The organism is Rhodococcus olei, from assembly GCF_039540555.1.
Taxonomy (GTDB): Bacteria; Actinomycetota; Actinomycetes; order Mycobacteriales; family Mycobacteriaceae; genus Rhodococcus_G; species Rhodococcus_G olei.
In genome coordinates, this window is record NZ_BAABFB010000050.1 from 63,134 (window position 1) to 80,443 (window position 17,310).

The following is a 17,310-nucleotide window of genomic DNA, read 5'->3' on the forward strand; positions in this document are numbered from 1 at the left end:
GAGAACAGGAGCACGCGATGAGTGAGAATGCGGACGGACGGGTTGCGGTCGTGACGGGTTCCGGCAGTGGAATCGGCCGAGCGAGCGCGCTGCGCCTCGCGCGCGACGGCATCACCGTGGTGGTCAACGACATCCACGGCGACAATGCACTACAGACGGCGGCGATGATCGAGACCGCCGGCGGCCGAGCGATCGCGATCGCCGGCGACGTGACATCACCGGAATCCGTGGCGGGACTGGTCACCGCGGCGGTCGATCGTTTCGGACGGCTCGACATCCTCTTCAACAACGCGGGGGGCCAGCAGCCGAAGCCCACCGACCACGTCACGCCCGCCGACTTCGCCGCGATCGTGGAACTCAACCTTCACTCGATGTTCTACGGCGTCTCGGCCGCGCTGCCGGTGATGATGGAGCAGCGCGCCGGGGTGATCCTCTCGACCACCTCCGGAGCCGGCCTGGGGGCGGTCCCCGGGCTCGCCGCGTACGGGGCCGCGAAGGCCGGGATGATCAGCCTGACTCGCAGCATCGCGGTGGAATACGGCCCGTACGGAATCCGCGCCAACGTGATCTCGCCCGGATCCATGGACACCACCGGCCTGCGTCGCTGGGTGAACACCCTCCCGGGTGGGGTCGATGCCTACACCGCGCAGATCCCGTCCGGCCGGCTCGGCACTCCCGAGGACATCGCCGACGTCGTCGCCTTCCTCGTCAGCGACCAGGCCACCTACATCAACGGCGCCCTCGTCCCCGTCGACGGCGCCACACACGCGAAACTCGCTGTCCCCGCGACATGATCCACCGAACACGTCCCTCGAGTCACCCGCCTCACCCGATCGTCACCTGGAGCGCCCCACCCACAGATTGGAGCCATTCGCCATGGCCGGTCCCACGCTCTCTCCCGCCTCACACAAATCCGCGGACTCCGAGTCGCGGTCGAAGGGACACTCGATCCTGATCATCACGCTGGTCGCGTTGATGACGGAGATCGTTGCCTTCGAGTTCACCCTCGTCGCACCCGGGCTGCCCGAGATGGCTGCCGCATTCAAGACGCAGCAGATCGCACTCGTGATGACCACTCCGCTTCTGGTCGCCGGCGTCTTCGTCCCGATCATCGGCAAGCTGGCCGACGTCTACGGCAAGAAGAAGGTGCTGCTCTGCACCGGTGCCACCTTCCTCACGGGCACCGTTCTGTGTGCGGTCGGACCCACGTTCCCGCTGTTTCTCGTCGGCCGCGGTCTCCAAGGTCTCGGACTCGTCTCCCCGGTCATCTGCTACGGACTGGTGCGCGACCTGATCCCGTCCAAGTGGGTGCCTCTCGGCATCGGCGGTATCGGGGTGGGGATCGGCGCCTCGTCGCTCATCGGCCCCCTGGTCGGCGGGTGGCTCATCGACAACCACGGATTCCGGAGCAACTTCTGGGTTCTGTTCGTGTACTCGGCGGTCATTGTCGCCGCGATCGCGATCTGTGTCCCGGAGACGACCGTCCGCATCGCCCACCGGATCGACTACCTGGGCGCCGCGCTCCTCGGTGTCGGTGCCACCGCGTTGATCCTCGGGGCGATCCGGCCGGATCTGCGTGCGCTCGGCTTCACCCTGGGCATCGTTCTGCTGATTGCGTTCGTCCTCGTCGAGCGCCGTATCGCCCAGCCGCTGATCTCGATGCAGCTCCTCGCTCGTCCAGGTGTGTGGATGACCCTGCTCGCCGCAGCGGCCTACGGCGTGGTGAACGGCGCCAACGCGGCACTGCTGCCGCAGCTGCTCCGGCTTCCGGTGATCCCCGGCAACGACAACTCCGGGCTGGGTATGTCCGCGACCGAATACTCCCTCTACTACGGGCTCCCCGCGGGCCTGGTGTCCGCAGCGTGCGGGATGTTCGGAGGCTGGGCCGCCCGGAAGTTCGCGCCTCGCACAGTAGGCCTGATCGGCATGGTGGCAACCGTCCTCGCTTGCCTGCTGATCGGCCTCGGCCTGGTCGGATCCTTCGGCATGGTCATCGTCTACGGCGTCGTCTTCGGCATCGCCAGCGGCTTGTACTACGTCAGTTCGACCAACCTGCTCATCGAGGCCGTCCCGGCCAACACCCAGGCCGTCAGCAGTTCGATGAAGTTCACCTCGGAACAGGTCGTCGGTGCACTCGCGAGTGCTTACCTCGGGGTTCTCGTGGGCAACTATGTCCTGATGATCAACCCGAAGACCGGGATGCCGATCCCGTCCGCGCAGGGTTTCCACTACGCCTATCTGATCTGCGCCGGCGCCGCCGTGATCGCCTTCCTCGTTTTGCTGATCATGCGTCACGGACGAACGCCGGCCAGCGGTGGCGTCGTCTCCGGTCAGGGCGACGAACAGCCGAGTTCCGCAGCGGTCGCGGTGCACTGACAACTGCGCCACGCCTGTTCGTTGTCCGCGAAAGCCATTGGCGGACAACGAACAGAACGGAAGGTTACCGATGTGCAGGATGTGGGAGGCTCTCACGAGCCGAGACGGCCCGTTGCCGAGGCCGGTTCCACGGGAAAGGGTGGCGTGGTGTCCGCAATCTCGTTCGACGTCTCGATGCGCAGTCGACCGATCACGGTCGAGGACTACCGCAGGAAGGCGCGCCGTGCGCTGCCCACAATGGTGTGGGCGTTCGTCGACGGCGGTGCCGAGGACGAGGTCACGCTGCGCGCCAACAGGACTGCGTTCGACCGGTGGCAGCTGCGCAGCAAAGTGCTCACCGGAAACGCCGGCACCAGCCTGTCGACGAAGGTTGGCGGTGTCGAACTCTCGTTGCCGGTGTTCCTGTCACCCACCGGCATGACGGGCCTCGTGCACTGGACGGGGGAGCGCAGCGCCGCCCGCGCGGCCGAACGTGCCGGAACACGGGCCGTGATCTCCACCGCCTCCAGTTACACCGTCGAGGAGATCGCGGACGCGACCTCGGACAACCACTTCTTCCAGCTCTACCCGTGGACCAGCCTGGCGACCGGGGAACCGCTGTCGAAGAGGTTCGTCGATCGCGCCCACAGCGCCGGCTACCGTGCACTGTTCGTCACCGTCGACGTTCCGGTGCCCGGAAACCGGGAGCGGGAACGCAAGCACGGCATGGGCATCCCGCCCACGTTGACGCCGAAGCGCGCTCTCGACGCCGCACTCAGGCCCCGGTGGGCCTACCACTTCCTCACGAAGCAACGCATCTCGTCGCGCATGCTGGTGAACGAGCGTGGCGCCGCCGCAGCGGTCCGCTCGGCGAGAACCCAGCAGAGGCTGATGCGGCCCGACCTGAGCTGGGACGATCTCGCGCGGATTCGCGACTGGTGGCAGGGCCCGCTCTACATCAAGGGAATTCTCGACCCGGACGACGCCGAGACCGCCCTGAATCTCGGCGCCGACGGCATCATGGTGTCCAATCACGGTGGGCGCCAACTGGACAGCGCACTGGCCGGCCTCGAGGCCCTGCCCGGCGTGGTGGACCGGATCGGTGGCCGGATACCCGTGTATCTCGACGGCGGGGTGCGACGAGGGAGCGACGTGGTCAAGGCGCTGGCGCTCGGCGCCACCGCGGTGGGAATCGGCCGACCGTACGTCTACGGGCTGGCCGCCCGGGGCGAGGACGGCGCGGCCCACGTGCTCGAGATCTTCCGGGAGGAGATCGCACGCACGCTCACCCTGATGGGCGTCGCCGATGTCGCCGAACTCGATCGCACCCACCTGCACCCCGTGACCGACACCGCCGGCGCCCAGTACACCGACCACCGTCACACCACGTGAATCACCCACATCGTTTCCACCACAAGGAGGCCCACATGTCACTCGGCACCGTCACCACCACCGGAACCGAGCTCGACGACGAGATCCGGATCATCGAGGCCGCGGCGGCTCCCACCCGATACGCGCGCGGCTGGCACTGCCTCGGGCTCGCCGAGTCGTTCCGCAACGGCAAACCGCACTCGATTCACGCCTTCGGCACCAAGCTGGTGGTGTTCGCCGACAGCCAGGGCGATCTGAAGGTGCTCGACGCGTACTGCCGGCACATGGGCGGAGATCTGAGCCAGGGCACGGTCAAGGGTGACTCGGTGGCGTGTCCGTTTCACGACTGGCGGTGGGGCGGCAATGGCAAGTGCACCGGCATCCCGTACGCGCGCCGCGTCCCGCCGCTGGCCCGGACCCGTGGCTGGTTGACGCTGGAGAAGAACGGTCAGCTGTTCGTCTGGAACGACCCGCAGGGCAGCACCCCGCCGCCGGAGGTCACCATTCCCGAGATCGAGGGCATCGGCACCGGCGAGTGGACGGACTGGACCTGGAACACGCTCACCGTCACCGGATCGCATTGCCGCGAGATCATCGACAACGTGGTCGACATGGCCCACTTCTTCTACATCCATCAGTCGTTCCCGCGCTTCTTCAAGAACGTCTTCGAGGGCCACATCGCCACCCAGTACATGGATTCCACACCCCGACTCGACGTCATGTCTCCCTCGTCCCAGGGTGACCCGAACTCCCAGCTGCGTTCGGAAGCAGCCTATTTCGGGCCGTCGTACATGATCGACAGGTTGTGGATCGAGGCCAACGGTGCCACGACCGAGACGGTCCTGATCAACTGCCACTACCCCATCGACAACAATTCCTTCGTCCTCCAGTACGGGGCCGCGGTCAAGAAGCTGCCGGGCATGAGCGATGCCGAATCAGCAGCAATGGCCGCGAAGTTCGTCGAGGGCGTGGAGACCGGCTTTCTGCAGGACTACGAGATCTGGAAGAACAAGGCACCCATCGACAACCCGCTGCTGTGCGAGGAGGACGGCCCGGTGTACCAGCTGCGCCGTTGGTACAAGCAGTTCTACGTCGACGTCGAGGACGTCACCGAGGACATGACCAGCCGGTTCGAGTTCGAGATCGACACCGCACGGGCGGTGACCAGCTGGGAGAAGGAGGTCGCCGACAACCTCGCCAAGCGCGGTGTCCCCGCGCACGCCGGATAGCGAGATCGAAAGGACCGGAAGACATGTGGGCACATGCGTTGACCGCACCGGAGACATTTGAACGCGTGCTGGTGCCGACTCCGCGGCCGGCCAACCTCGACGACGGACAGGTGCTACTGCGGACACTGGCGGGCGGCATCTGTGGCAGCGACCTGCCGATCTTCCGGGGGCGGCGGTCGTGGTTGTGGCAGGACGATGCGGGCGGAGCCCGGAGCGTGCCGGGGTTTCCCATGCACGAGGTGGTCGGCGAGGTGGTGGCATCGCTGCACCCGGACCTCGCGGCCGGCGACCGGGTCGTCGGCTGGGCATCGGGCTGCGATGCCCTCGCCGAGTTCGTGGTCTGCTCCGGGGACGAGCTGGCACCGTTCGGCGCTCATCTGCGGCCCGAGGTCGCGATCCTCCTTCAGCCTCTGGCCTGCGTTCTGTACGCGGTCGACCAACTCGGTCGGGTGGATGGCTCGACGGCGGCGGTGATCGGCCTCGGCCCGATCGGGCTGCTGTTCACACATGTACTGAAGTCCCGGGGTGCCGCGCGTGTCATCGGAGTCGACCGGGCCGACCGGTCGGACGTGGCGGACGCCTTCGGCGTCGACGAGTACGCCCACCTGAGCAGCGACACCTGGGCCGGCGGGCTCGGCGACGCGGATCGGCCGGACATCGTCGTCGAGGCCGTCGGTCACCAGGTCTCGACGATGACCGACGTCGTGACCGCCGCGGCACCCGGCGGCCGCGTGCACTACTTCGGGCTGCCCGACGACGCCACCTATCCCTTCCCGATGATGACCTTCCTTCGGAAGAACCTGACGCTCGTCTCCGGTGTCACCCGCGACCGCCGGCGCGCGCTGATCGGAGCAGGCTCGTACCTGGCCGCGCACCGTGACCTCGAGAGCACGTATGTCACCGATGTGTTCCCGATGGACCACGTCCAGCAGGCGTTCGCCACGGCGGCCGCCCCGAAGCGTGGCCAGGTGAAGGTCGCGGTCACCACCTGACAGTCGACGGCGACGCCACCATGCGCGGCGCGACGACAAATCAACCGAAAGAAAGTGCGACATGAAACTGGGTGCGGCCATCGCCGAGATACTCCAGGCCGAGGGAGTCGAGATCGTCTCCGGCTACCCGCTCAACTACGTCTTCGAGTACGCGGCCGATGTCGGGATCCGACCGGTGATCACCCGGGCAGAGCGGACCGCGGGGCACATCGCAGACGCCATCTCGCGAGTGTCCAGCGGGCAGCGGATCGGCGTCTACGCGACGCAGCACGGGCCGGGAATCGAGAACGGGATGGGAGCCGTGGCACAGGCGTTCGGGGAGTCCGTGCCGATTCTCGTGCTTCCGATGGGCTACCGCCGCGACGAGGCGCACGTGCCGCCGAACTTCAACTCCACGATCAGCCTGCGCACCATCGCCAAGTCGGTGGAGCCGCTCAACGACCCGAACGAGGTCGTGGCGGTGTTCCGCCGCGCGTTCAGCCGGCTGCGGAACGGTCGTGGCGGGCCCGTCGTGGTGGAGATTCCGCGGGACATGTGGTTCGAGGACGTCCGGGAGCCGCTGGACTACCGGCCAGTGGTGGTGACCCGGTCCGGACCCGACCCGCTCCACGTCCGCCGCGCCGCCGAACTGCTGATCGCGGCGGCGCGGCCGGTGATCTACGCGGGGCAGGGCGTGCACTACGCCAAGGCATGGCCTCAACTGAAACGCCTCGCCGAGACGCTCGCGATCCCGGTCACCACCAGCCTCGAGGGCAAGAGCGCGTTCCCCGAGGACCACCCGCTGTCCCTCGGGTCCGGTGGACGGGCGATGCCCCGCACCGTTCACCACTTCCTGGAGGAGTCCGACGTGATCTTCGGAGTGGGCTGCAGTTTCACCCCCACCGACTTCGGCGTGGCAATGCCGAAAGGCAAGCAGGTGATCCACGCAACCCTCGACCCGGCCCACCTCGACAACGGGGTGGCCGCCGACATCGGGCTGGTGGGGGATGCGGCCCTCACCCTCGAGGCACTGCAGGCGGAGATCGACGAACTACTCGACGGCACACGAGATCCCGAGACTGTGACCGCCGAGATCCGGTCCGTGCACGAGGACTGGCTGGCCGAGTGGATGCCGTTGCTCACCTCGGAAGAGACGCCGATCTCGGCGTACCGCGTCATCGGGGAGCTGATCCGCGCCGTCGATCCGGCCGAGGCGATCGTCACCCACGACGCGGGTTCCCCACGGGACCAGCTCTCGCCGTTCTGGAAGTGCACCGAGCCGCTGACATACCTCGGCTGGGGCAAGACGACGCAGCTCGGCTACGGGCTCGGGCTCGTGATGGGCGCCAAGCTCGCCCATCCCGACAAGCTGTGCATCAACCTGTGGGGGGACGCGGCGATCGGGTTCACCGGTCTCGAGCTGGAAACGTGTGTGCGGGAGCGGATTCCGGTGCTTTCGATCCTCTTCAACAACTCGTACATGGCTATGGAGACGAACGCCATGGGGCTCTCGCAACGCACATTCGGCACGATGAACATCTCCGGCGACTACACCGCGATGGCCCGTTCGCTCGGCGCCTACGCCGAGCGTGTCACCGACCCCTCGGAGGTGGCCGCGGCTCTCCGCCGTGGGATCGCCCAGACGGAGGCAGGCAATCCCGTGCTCCTCGAGTTCATCACGTCCAGGGAGTTGCGTATCTCGACGCACGGCGCGGACACCTACATGTCGCCGGTGCCGGACAACTTCCGATGACCCGGCGCGGGGTGTCCGGTACCAGCCGTCCCCGAAACCAGCCGTCCCCGAATCCAGGAGGCTCGCAAGCGTGACCGTCAATCGCTTCTCCATCCCCGTCGTCACCGAAGTGCCACAACCGAGGCCAGCGGTGTTCATCGAGAACCAGTCGGAGAAGTTCCGGCAGGTCGAACCCGTGCGGCCGCCGCAGGGAGCGCCCAACGTTCTCCTGGTGATGCTCGACGATGTCGGATTCGGTGCCTCGTCGGCATTCGGCGGCCCCTGCCGCACCCCGACCGCGGACCGGCTCGCCGCACACGGTTTGAAATACAGCAGGTTCCACACCACCGCGCTGTGTTCACCGACGCGGGCGGCGACACTGACCGGGCGCAACCATCACAGTGTCGGAATGGGCAACATCGCCGAAATCTCGACCTCGTCACCGGGATACAACGGAATACGTCCCGCGAGCGCGGCCACGGTGTCCCGAGTGCTGCAGGGCAACGGCTACGCCACCGGCGCTTTCGGAAAGATGCACCAGACCCCGCCGTGGGAGACCACCGCGGCCGGGCCGTTCGACCACTGGCCGCTGCGCGAGGGCTTCGACACGTTCTACGGCTTTCTCGGAGCGGAGGCGGACCAGTTCGCGCCGGTGCTCTACGACGGCTTCGCGGTGGCCAAGCCGCCGAGGACGCCGGCGGAGGGCTACCACCTCTCGGAGGATCTGGTCGATCGGGCCATCGACTGGATCAAGGGTGTCGACGCAATGGACCCCGACCGGCCGTGGTTCTGCTACCTGCCGTTCGGTGCGGTGCACGCGCCGTTGCAGATTCCGGATGCGTATCAGGGCAAGTACCGGGGAGAATTCGACCACGGGTGGGACCGGCAGCGCGAGATCACCCTCGCCCGCCAGAAGGACCTGGGCGTGGTCGGGGACGACACCGAACTTGCCCCGTGGAATCCCGGTGTCCCGCACTGGGACTCCCTGTCCGACGTCCAGCGGGCGGTGGCCGCCCGGTTGATGGAGACGTACGCGGCGTTCCTCGAGCACACCGACGACCAGGTGGGCCGAATGGTCGACTTCCTGGAGAAGCGCGAACTGCTCGACGACACGCTGATCATCTACATGATCGGCGACAACGGGGCCTCCACCGAGGGCGGTCTGGACGGCTCCTTCAACTACCTGGCCACTCTCGACGGCCGCGCGCAGACCCCCGAGGAGATCTTCGAGCGACTCGACGACATCGGAACCGCGAACAGCTACGCGCACTACCCGACGGGGTGGGCCGTCGCGATGGACACTCCCTACCAGTGGGCGAAGCAGGTCGCGTCGCACTACGGAGGCACGCGCAACGGTCTCGTGGTGCATTGGCCGAACGGAATCGAGGCGAAGGGTGAGGTTCGGCACCAGTGGCACCACTGTGTCGACATCACCCCGACCATTCTCGAAGCCGCCGGCATCCCCACGCCGACGATGGTCGACGGGGTGGCCCAGCAGCCGATCGAGGGCACCGCGATGAACTACTCGTTCGCCGACGCCGACGCCGCGGACCGGCACGTCACCCAGTACTTCGAGATCTTCGGCAATCGCGGTATTTACGACCACGGGTGGACCGCGGTGGCCATGCACCGCAAACCCTGGGAACTGATGGCGCCGCCGCCGGACTACACGGACGACGAGTGGGAGCTGTACGACACGTCGGTGGACTGGTCACAGGCTCGCAATCTGTCGGCCGAGTACCCGGAGAAGCTGACGGAGCTCCAGGAGAAGTTCCTGTTGGAGGCGAGCCGATACCAGGTGTTCCCGCTGGACGACCGGACGTACACCCGCCAGCTCGAGCCGAGCACGCGGGCGCCGCACGTGCTGCGCGGTCGAACCGGACTGACGCTGTATCCGTCGATGAACGGGCTGATCGAGAAGGCCGCTCCGCGGGTGTTCAGCAGCTCCTACACGATCACCGCGAAGATCGAGAAGGGCGACGAGCCGGTCGACGGAGTCCTGATGAGCATCGGTGGCCGGTTCGGCGGATTCGCGCTCTACGTCGTCGACTCGGTTCCGATGTTCTGCTACAACGACCGCGGTACGGTGCACACGTATCTCCGGTCGCCGCGCGGGCTCGAGCAGGGCGAGCGGGAGGTGACGATCGACTTCGCCTACGACGGGGGCGGACTCGGCAAGGGCGGGCTGTTCACCCTGCTGGTCGACGGTCTGCCGGTCGAGAAGACGAGGGTCTCGGCCACCACACCGAGTCAGTTCAGCCTCAACGAGCAGCTCGACGTGGGCGTGAGCCGGGGTACCGCGGTGACCGACGAGATCGCCGCCGACGGTTTCGCCTTCGACGGCCGGCTCGAACACGTCCGGATCGACGTCGATTCGGTGCGGCCGCCGCAGGAGCAGGAGGCGTTGGCGCGCTTCGCCCGCGCGGCACATTAGGTTGGGGCTAATCCGCCGCGAACGTCATCCGGTCGAGTCTGTCGCAGGCCGGGATCGACGCCGAGTTGAACCCGGTGCCCAACACCCGGAACGAGCCGCGCTACATCACGGGCGACTTCGAGGCGATGGTTGCCGGCAGCCTCGGCCCGAAGGTCGACCCGGCCGAAACGGTGCGGACCTACGTGACCTGGCCAACGGCGATCCGCAGATCAAGAGTCCGGTCGCGATGGTCGCAGATCCGACTCTCTCCCAGGGCGGTCGACCGGCGGATCTGGGACTTGACACTGGAGGAGGCGATGTTGGTGCCGATCTGCAACCGGACGAACGCGACATCTCCACAACAAAGGTCGTTGGGGTGGAGCTGATTCCGTGGGTGAATCTGGGCTGTTCGATGTTCGGCATGTTCGATCTTCGGCACGTGGAGATGACCAAGTTGGGCCCTGCCCGGGCCTCCCGATCCACCGACACCTGCGAAGGGGCTGACAATGGTGCGTTATGCCGGGCGGCGGTTGCTGGCGGCGATTCCGCTGCTGCTGATCGTCCCGTTGTTGATATTCCTGTTGATCGATCTGGCGCCGGGGGATCCGGCGGTGGTGCTGGCGGGTGAGAACCCGACCCCGGAACGCCTCGAACAGTTGCGGGCGAGTCTGCACCTGGATCAGAACGTCTTCGTGCGGTACCTCGACTGGGTGGGTTCGGCGGTGCACGGTGATCTCGGGGTCTCGCTGCTGTCGGACCAGTCGGTGGCGGAGCTGTTGCTACGGCGGATGGCGACGACGCTGTCACTGGTCGGGTTCGCGATGGTGTTGGCGGTGCTGATCGGGCTGGTGCTCGGGGTGCTGGGGTCGCTGCGACCCGGTGGCGTGCTCGATCGTGGCATCAACGTGATCGCGTCGGTCGCGATCGCAATCCCGGCGTTCTGGTTCGGGTTGGTGCTGGTGTCGGTGTTCGCGGTGTCCAATCAGATCTTCCCGGCGTTCGGGTACGTACCGCTCACGGACGGGGTGGTGCCGTGGTTCCAGCACCTGGTGCTGCCCGGTGTGGCATTGGCCTTGCTGCCGGCGGCCGAGGTGACGTTGCAGTTGCGTTCGGCGCTCGGCCAGGTGATGGGCAGCGACTACATCCTCAACGCGAAGGCGCGCGGGCTCGGGCAGGCGAGTGTCGTCCTCAAACACGGGTTGAAGAACGCGTGCATCCCGGTGGTGACGGTGCTCGGGTTCCGGGTCGCCGAGGTGCTCGGCGGTGCGGTGACGATCGAGATCATCTACGGCATGCCGGGGATGGGGTCGCTGGCGGTGAACAGCGTCCAGAACCACGACGTGCCGGTGCTGCTCGGATTCGTGCTGTTCACCACGTGTGTGGTGGTGATCGTCAATCTGCTGGTCGACATCTCGTACGGCTACTTCAACCCGAAGGTGCGCGCATGACATCGATTGTTCCGAACCGGCCGGATGTGGAGTTGGGTCCCACCGGTCGGGTGATCGGGTTCGTGCGCGGGCGGCCGGCGGCCGTGGCGGCCGGGGTGTTCGTGTTGCTGCTGGTTGTGGCGGCGGTCTTCGCGTCGCAGCTCGCACCGTACGACCCGTACACCCAGGATCTGCTCGACCGGTTGCAGCCGCCGAGCGGCGAGCACTGGCTGGGGACCGACGACTACGGCCGGGACGTGTTGAGCCGGTTGATCTTCGGTGTGCGGATCTCGCTGGCGGCGTCGCTGCAGGCGGTGGCGACTGCCCTGGTGATCGGGCTGCCGCTGGGGGTGATCGCCGGCTACCGCGGCGGTTGGGTGGACACCGTGTCGACCCGGGTGATGGATGCGTTGATGAGCGCCCCGGCGCTGGTGCTGGCGATCACGATTGTCGCCGTGCTCGGATCGGGTGTCACGAACGCGATGCTCGCGGTCGGTCTGGTGATGGCACCCCGCTTCTACCGGGTGGCGCGCGCGTCGACGATGGACGTGCGCGGCGACACCTACATCGAGGCATCGGTCGCGTTGGGGTGTACCACATCCCGGACGATCGGCAGGCACATCCTGCCGAACGTGATGCCGCCGATCGTGCTCGTCGTCTCGGTGTCGCTCGGCACCGCCGTGGCCGCCGAGGCGAGCCTGAGCTTCCTGGGTCTCGGCGCGAAGGCGCCGGCCGCGAGCTGGGGGTCGATGCTCAGCACCGCCGCATCGAACATGCAGCTCGCGCCGTACCTGGTGTGGCCTCCGGGCGTGATGATCTTCCTGACCGTACTGGCGTTCACGTATCTCGGCGACGGTGTGCGCCGAGCCCTGACGAGGAGTCGCAATGGCAGCAACTGACACTCTTGTCCGTCCCGACGACGCGCCCGCCGACCCCGCTGCGCCGCTGCTGCGGGTGCGGGACCTGACGGTGCAGTTCCGCACCGGCCGCCGGGACTGGGTGACCGCCGTCGACGGGGTCTGCTTCGACGTCGCCGCCGGCGAGTCCGTCGCACTGGTCGGCGAGTCTGGCTCGGGCAAGACGGTCTCCTCGCTCGCGGTGATGGGCCTGACCGGCGACACCGGCGGTCGCATCGCAGGCGGCAGTGTGGAATTCGACGGCCGCGACCTCACGACACTGCCGGCCAGGCAGTGGCGGAACCTGCGCGGCACCGGAATGGGCATGATCTTTCAGCAGCCCATCCGCAGCCTGAACCCCGCGTACACCGTGGGGGACCAGATCGCCGAGTCCGTGCGCAGGCACCTCGGACTCGACCGCAGGGCCGCGATGAAGCGGGCGGTCGAGATGCTCGAGCTGGTGCAGATCCCCCGGGCCGCGGAGCGGGTCCGCGAGTACCCGCACGCCTTCAGCGGCGGCATGTGCCAGCGGGTGATGATCGCGATGGTCATGGCGTGCAACCCGCGGCTGCTGATCGCGGACGAGCCGACCACCGCGCTCGACGTCACCGTGCAGGAGACGATCCTGCAGCTGCTGCGGGACCTGCAGGAGCAGACGGGGGTGGCACTGTTGTTCGTCACCCACGACCTCGGGGTCGTCGCCGAACTGTGCCGCCGGGTGGTGGTCATGTATGCGGGCGAGGTGATCGAGGACGGTCCCGCCGACGACGTCTTCTTCACGCCGCAACACCCCTACACCTCCGGGTTGCTCGCGTCGATCCCGCGCCCGGGGCTGACCACCGACCGGCGGCTGGCCGCCGTCCCGGGCCGCATTCCCGCAGCCGGGGAATGGCCGGTCGGCTGCCACTTCCACGACCGCTGCGCGCACGCCCGCGCCGGGCTGTGCGACACCACGCACCCGGCGCTGACCGAGATCACCGTGGGCCGTGCCGCACGCTGCCTGTGCGCGACCGACATGGAACTGCAAGGAGTGACGGCGTCATGAGCCTGCTCGAGGTCTCGAACCTGTCGAAGTCCTTCTCCACCCGCCGCGATCTGCTCGGCCGCCGCACCGGGTGGACCCACGCCGTACGGGACGTATCGTTCACCCTCGGCGCCGGTGAATGCCTCGCCGTCGTCGGCGAATCCGGTGCCGGCAAGTCGACGGTGGGGCGGATGGTGCTGCGGCTGATCGAACCCGACGCCGGCACCGTCACCTTCGCCGGGGAGGATGTGCGCGCCGCGAAACCGGCCCGGCTGCGGCAGATGCGCCGCGGGATGCAGATGATCTTCCAGGACCCGCACAGCTCCCTCGATCCGCGGATGACCGTGGCCGACGCGGTCGCCGAACCGCTCGTCGTGCACACCGACCTCGACCGCGCCGCTCGCCGCCGACGCGCGGTGGAACTGCTCGACAAGGTCGGCATCGGCGCCCGCTACCTCGGCCGGTATCCGGCCGAGCTGTCCGGCGGTCAGCTCCAACGCGTCGCGATCGCTCGTGCCCTGACCCTCGAGCCGAAGATGATCGTGTGCGACGAACCCGTTGCCGCCCTGGATGTCTCGGTGCGTGCCCAGGTGCTGAACCTGCTCCGCGACCTGCAGGAGGAACTCGGCCTGGCCTACCTGTTCGTCTGCCATGACCTCGCGCTGATCGAGGTCATTGCCGACCGCGTCTTGGTGATGAAGGCCGGCGAGGTGGTCGAATCCGGCACCACCTCCCAGATCTACGCCGCACCCTCGCAGGACTACACCCGGGCTCTGCTCGACGCCGTCCCCGTGCCCATTCCACGCGGCGCGCGGCAAGCCTGACCGGGACCTCCGAGGCCGTGACCCGGGCGGTCGCTTCAGCGCCGAACAGCAGGTGGCAATTCGCGACGGGCGCCGTCAGTGGAGCGCGATCACCGCTCGGTCACCGGACTCCGCGCGGACGTTGGTCGCCGGCCGACCAGCCCCCAGCGCGCACCGGGACAGATCCACGAATCGTCGTAGTGGCCCAGGCATTCGTACGTCCGCCCGGCGTGCACGCTCCGGTTCTTGTCGTCCAGCGGAGACATCAGTGGAAGCGCCGGGCGGACCGGTGACTCAGCCCTGCCCGGACAGCCGGCACAGTGGTGCGGCCCTCGGCACGGCGCGCCGACTCGCGTCCTGTTCACGTCACAGTCGCTGCGCGATGTGCCAGGCCTGAGCTGCGAGTCGTTTCGCCTGTTCACCAAAGGATTCGGCGGTCCGGTCGGTGTCGCCCATCGCGCCGCTGAGCGTGCGGGTGTAGACGCCTTCGACGATGCACGCGATCTTCCACCAGTTGAAGGCCAGGTAGTAGTCGATGTCGGGAACGTCCTCGGGCCGCGTGAACTCGAGGTACAGCGCGACCAACTCGTCTCTGGTGGGGAAGCTGTCCACGCGCGTCGGCGGGTTTTCCAGGGCGCACACCTCGTCGTCGGGCTGCGCCCAGTACACGAGGAGCTGCCCGAGATCGGCGAGCGGATCGCCCACGGTGGCCAGCTCCCAGTCCAGGATTCCGCCGAGCCGAGCATCGCCGGTGACTATGCAGTTGTCGAGGCGGAAGTCCCCGTGGACGACGCGACTGACCGTCTGGGGCGGAATCCTGTCGAGTAGTCGGTCGTGGGCGCGACGAAGGTCGTCGAGGTCGCGGATCCGGTCCTTCTCCCACTGGGTGTTCCAGCGTCGCAGCTGGCGGGCGAGATAGTCGTCCCGCTCCGCGAGGGCTCCCCATCCCACCTCGCGCGGGTCGACCGTGTGAAGATCGGCAAGGGCGCGGACCAGCGATCGCGCCACCTCGCCCCGTTGCTCGACCCGGAGTGCCGCGCGTACGGCCTCCGGGTCGCGCAGCACGTGACCGTCGATGTGGTCCATGACGAAGAACGGTGCACCGGTTACGGATTCGTCGCCGCAGGTACCGACGACCACCGGAACCGGGACGGGGGTGTCTCGGAGTCGGCCGAGAACCGCCGCTTCCCGCAGGACATTGTGCGAGGCGGAATGCGCCATCCCGAGTGGAGGCCGGCGCAGCACCCAGCGGGTCCCGTTCTCGTCGGTCACCGAGTAGGTGAGATTCGACCGGCCACCGGGTATCCGCTCGAACCGCAGCGACCCGTGCGTGGCGGGCACGTGCTCACGGAACCATGCCGTGACCGCGGGTTCGCGGATGCCGTCGTCGTTGCTGATCGGTGCGCTCAACAGATCTCCTCAGGGTGTCAGCGCCGGGCCTCGATGCCCTCGAGGAAGACCGAGACGACGGCGTCGGCGAGTTGGTCGATGTCGAATTCGGGTGTGGGAGTGAACCACCGGAGCGAGAGCCACACGGCGTCGCGGATCAGTCCGTAGAGGACCTCCGCCGGCAGGTCCGAGCGGAACTCGCCGGCGGCGATCCCGCCCTCGATCACGGAGATCCAGGCGTTCTTGGTGGTGCGGGCGGCCGTCCGGATCTTCCGGTACGCCGGGAGCTTGCGGAGGTAGGTGGCGTTGTTCTGGTAGATCTCGGACGCGTGGGGGTGGGCCTGGCTCACTCGGAACGACGCCTCGACCAGGCCCGTGAGCTGCTTGCGTGGATCGGTCGGGGTGCCGAGGATCGTCTCGTACTCGCCGGTGAGGTCGTCGAGGTAGCGGGTGACGATGACCTCGGCGATGGCATCCTTGGACGGGAAGTAGTGGTAAAGGCTGCCCGACAGCACCCCGACGGCATCGGCGATGTCGCGAACCTTGGTGCCCGCGATGCCCTTGGTGGCGAACAACTCGGCCGCCTGTTCGACGATCAGGGTGTGGCGGTCGGACCACTCCATGTATTCCTCCCGGAAGGAACTGCGTGATGGCGTCCGCGGCTGTGCGGACCTTCCCGAGCCTACCCGATGAATCAAACGTTTGCTACGCGCTGGGCAATCGATCAAACGTTTGCTACGGTCGACTCACGGGCCGGTGGTGTCATCGGTATTTCTTCCACGACAGGAGGATTCGTGAACCAGGGAAGTGTCGACGGCGTCCCCCACTCTGCACGGAGTGTGTGCCTGTCCGCGACTGCCGCGTGGCCGATCGCCGACTCGCTCGCCATGACGCGACGCATCGGTGCGCGGCGATTCGGGGTGTTGGCCACCACGCTGGAGGGGCAGGGCTGGGATGTGCCGCTCGCTGCGATCGCCGCGAGTGAACAGTCAGCCGAATTCATCGCCGGCGGCGTCCGCGCCATGCAGGACGATGACGCCGGATGGGGCGAGGCGCTCGCGACTCTCGTGCGCGCGGTCGACGGCGCCGCAGAAATCGGTGCCACGACGGTGTCCTTCACCTGCGGTGGTTCGGGTGCGCTGTCCTGGGAGGAGGCTGCGGACCGGGCGGCCGCGCGGTTCGCGCCGCTGGTCGAGCATGCCCGGACCACGGGCGTCGCCCTCGCGTTGGAGAACACGATGTCCATCCGATCTGGACTGAGCTTCACGCACAGCGTCGCGGACACCGCGGAACTCGCCCGCAGGCTCGGGGTCGGGCTGATGATCGACCTCTACTCGGCGTGGCAGGAACGGGGGCTCATGCAGACCATCGCCGACAACCTGGATGCGATCCTCATCGTGCAGATCGGGGACCACCGCACCTCGGCGACGTCGGTTCCGAATCGCTGGGTGCCGGGTGACGGGCAGATCCCGCTCGAACGGCTGGTCCGCGAGGTTCGTGAACTCGGGTACACCGGCCTGATCGACCTCGAACTGCTCGGTCCCGCGATCGACGAGGAGGGCCCGGAGCGGGCCCTCGGGCGGGGCTGGGCATGGATGTGTGCGCACGTGCCGTGACCGCACCTACGTAGCAAATGTTTGATACGCCGCGGATCGGTGTCACAAAGATCCGACGGGGATACGTGAAGAGGAGTGAAACAG

The 17,310-nt window shown here is 67.5% G+C and carries 13 protein-coding genes and 1 pseudogene; 12 read left to right on the forward strand and 2 right to left on the reverse strand.

Annotation, left to right across the window (positions count from 1 at the left end):
* Positions 1-17 precede the first annotated feature (17 nt).
* The 11 genes and pseudogenes from ABD951_RS15830 (at position 18) to ABD951_RS15880 (ending at position 14,242) form a co-directional block, all read left to right on the forward strand.
* The gene (locus tag ABD951_RS15830) at positions 18-794 is read left to right on the forward strand and encodes an SDR family NAD(P)-dependent oxidoreductase (protein WP_345346666.1); all 777 of its coding nucleotides are present in this window, start codon (positions 18-20) and stop codon (positions 792-794) included.
* An 82-nt stretch (positions 795-876) separates the two neighbouring features.
* Complete coding sequence (locus ABD951_RS15835; RefSeq protein ID WP_345346669.1) at positions 877-2,376, forward strand: MFS transporter; 1,500 nt, start codon at positions 877-879, stop codon at positions 2,374-2,376.
* 147 nt (positions 2,377-2,523) lie between these two features.
* Positions 2,524-3,747: an alpha-hydroxy acid oxidase gene (locus tag ABD951_RS15840; protein ID WP_345346672.1), complete on the forward strand. Its 1,224-nt coding sequence runs from the start codon at positions 2,524-2,526 to the stop codon at positions 3,745-3,747.
* 35 nt (positions 3,748-3,782) lie between these two features.
* On the forward strand, positions 3,783-4,955 hold the full coding sequence (locus ABD951_RS15845; RefSeq protein WP_345346675.1) for a 3-ketosteroid-9-alpha-monooxygenase, oxygenase component: 1,173 nt from the start codon (positions 3,783-3,785) through the stop codon (positions 4,953-4,955).
* 23 nt (positions 4,956-4,978) lie between these two features.
* The gene (locus ABD951_RS15850; protein ID WP_345346678.1) at positions 4,979-5,947 is read left to right on the forward strand and encodes a zinc-binding dehydrogenase; all 969 of its coding nucleotides are present in this window, start codon (positions 4,979-4,981) and stop codon (positions 5,945-5,947) included.
* A 43-nt stretch (positions 5,948-5,990) separates the two neighbouring features.
* Positions 5,991-7,679, forward strand: a pseudogene (locus ABD951_RS15855) (thiamine pyrophosphate-requiring protein); the annotation flags it as partial.
* A 70-nt stretch (positions 7,680-7,749) separates the two neighbouring features.
* Complete coding sequence (locus ABD951_RS15860; RefSeq protein ID WP_345346681.1) at positions 7,750-10,092, forward strand: arylsulfatase; 2,343 nt, start codon at positions 7,750-7,752, stop codon at positions 10,090-10,092.
* 485 nt (positions 10,093-10,577) lie between these two features.
* Positions 10,578-11,519, forward strand: coding sequence for an ABC transporter permease (locus ABD951_RS15865; protein ID WP_345346684.1), 942 nt, complete (start codon positions 10,578-10,580; stop codon positions 11,517-11,519).
* Positions 11,516-12,397: an ABC transporter permease gene (locus ABD951_RS15870; RefSeq protein ID WP_345346687.1), complete on the forward strand. Its 882-nt coding sequence runs from the start codon at positions 11,516-11,518 to the stop codon at positions 12,395-12,397. Before ABD951_RS15865 ends, ABD951_RS15870 begins: the two co-directional genes overlap by 4 nt.
* Positions 12,384-13,439, forward strand: coding sequence for an ABC transporter ATP-binding protein (locus ABD951_RS15875; protein WP_345346690.1), 1,056 nt, complete (start codon positions 12,384-12,386; stop codon positions 13,437-13,439). The genes ABD951_RS15870 and ABD951_RS15875 overlap by 14 nt, the downstream gene beginning before the upstream one ends.
* The gene (locus ABD951_RS15880; RefSeq protein ID WP_345346693.1) at positions 13,436-14,242 is read left to right on the forward strand and encodes an ATP-binding cassette domain-containing protein; all 807 of its coding nucleotides are present in this window, start codon (positions 13,436-13,438) and stop codon (positions 14,240-14,242) included. Before ABD951_RS15875 ends, ABD951_RS15880 begins: the two co-directional genes overlap by 4 nt.
* 345 nt (positions 14,243-14,587) lie before the next feature.
* Here ABD951_RS15880 and ABD951_RS15885 read toward each other — a convergent pair whose 3' ends face one another.
* A complete protein-coding gene (locus ABD951_RS15885) occupies positions 14,588-15,631 on the reverse strand; it encodes a phosphotransferase family protein (RefSeq protein ID WP_345346696.1) in 1,044 nt (347 codons plus the stop codon).
* Between the two features lie 17 nt (positions 15,632-15,648).
* A complete protein-coding gene (locus tag ABD951_RS15890; RefSeq protein WP_345346699.1) occupies positions 15,649-16,233 on the reverse strand; it encodes a TetR/AcrR family transcriptional regulator in 585 nt (194 codons plus the stop codon).
* A gap of 171 nt (positions 16,234-16,404) precedes the next feature.
* On the opposite strand from ABD951_RS15890, the gene ABD951_RS15895 reads away from it, so the two are divergent.
* Positions 16,405-17,226 carry a sugar phosphate isomerase/epimerase family protein gene (locus ABD951_RS15895; protein WP_345346702.1) on the forward strand — a complete coding sequence of 274 codons (822 nt, stop codon included), beginning with the start codon at positions 16,405-16,407 and terminating at the stop codon, positions 17,224-17,226.
* Positions 17,227-17,310 lie beyond the last annotated feature (84 nt).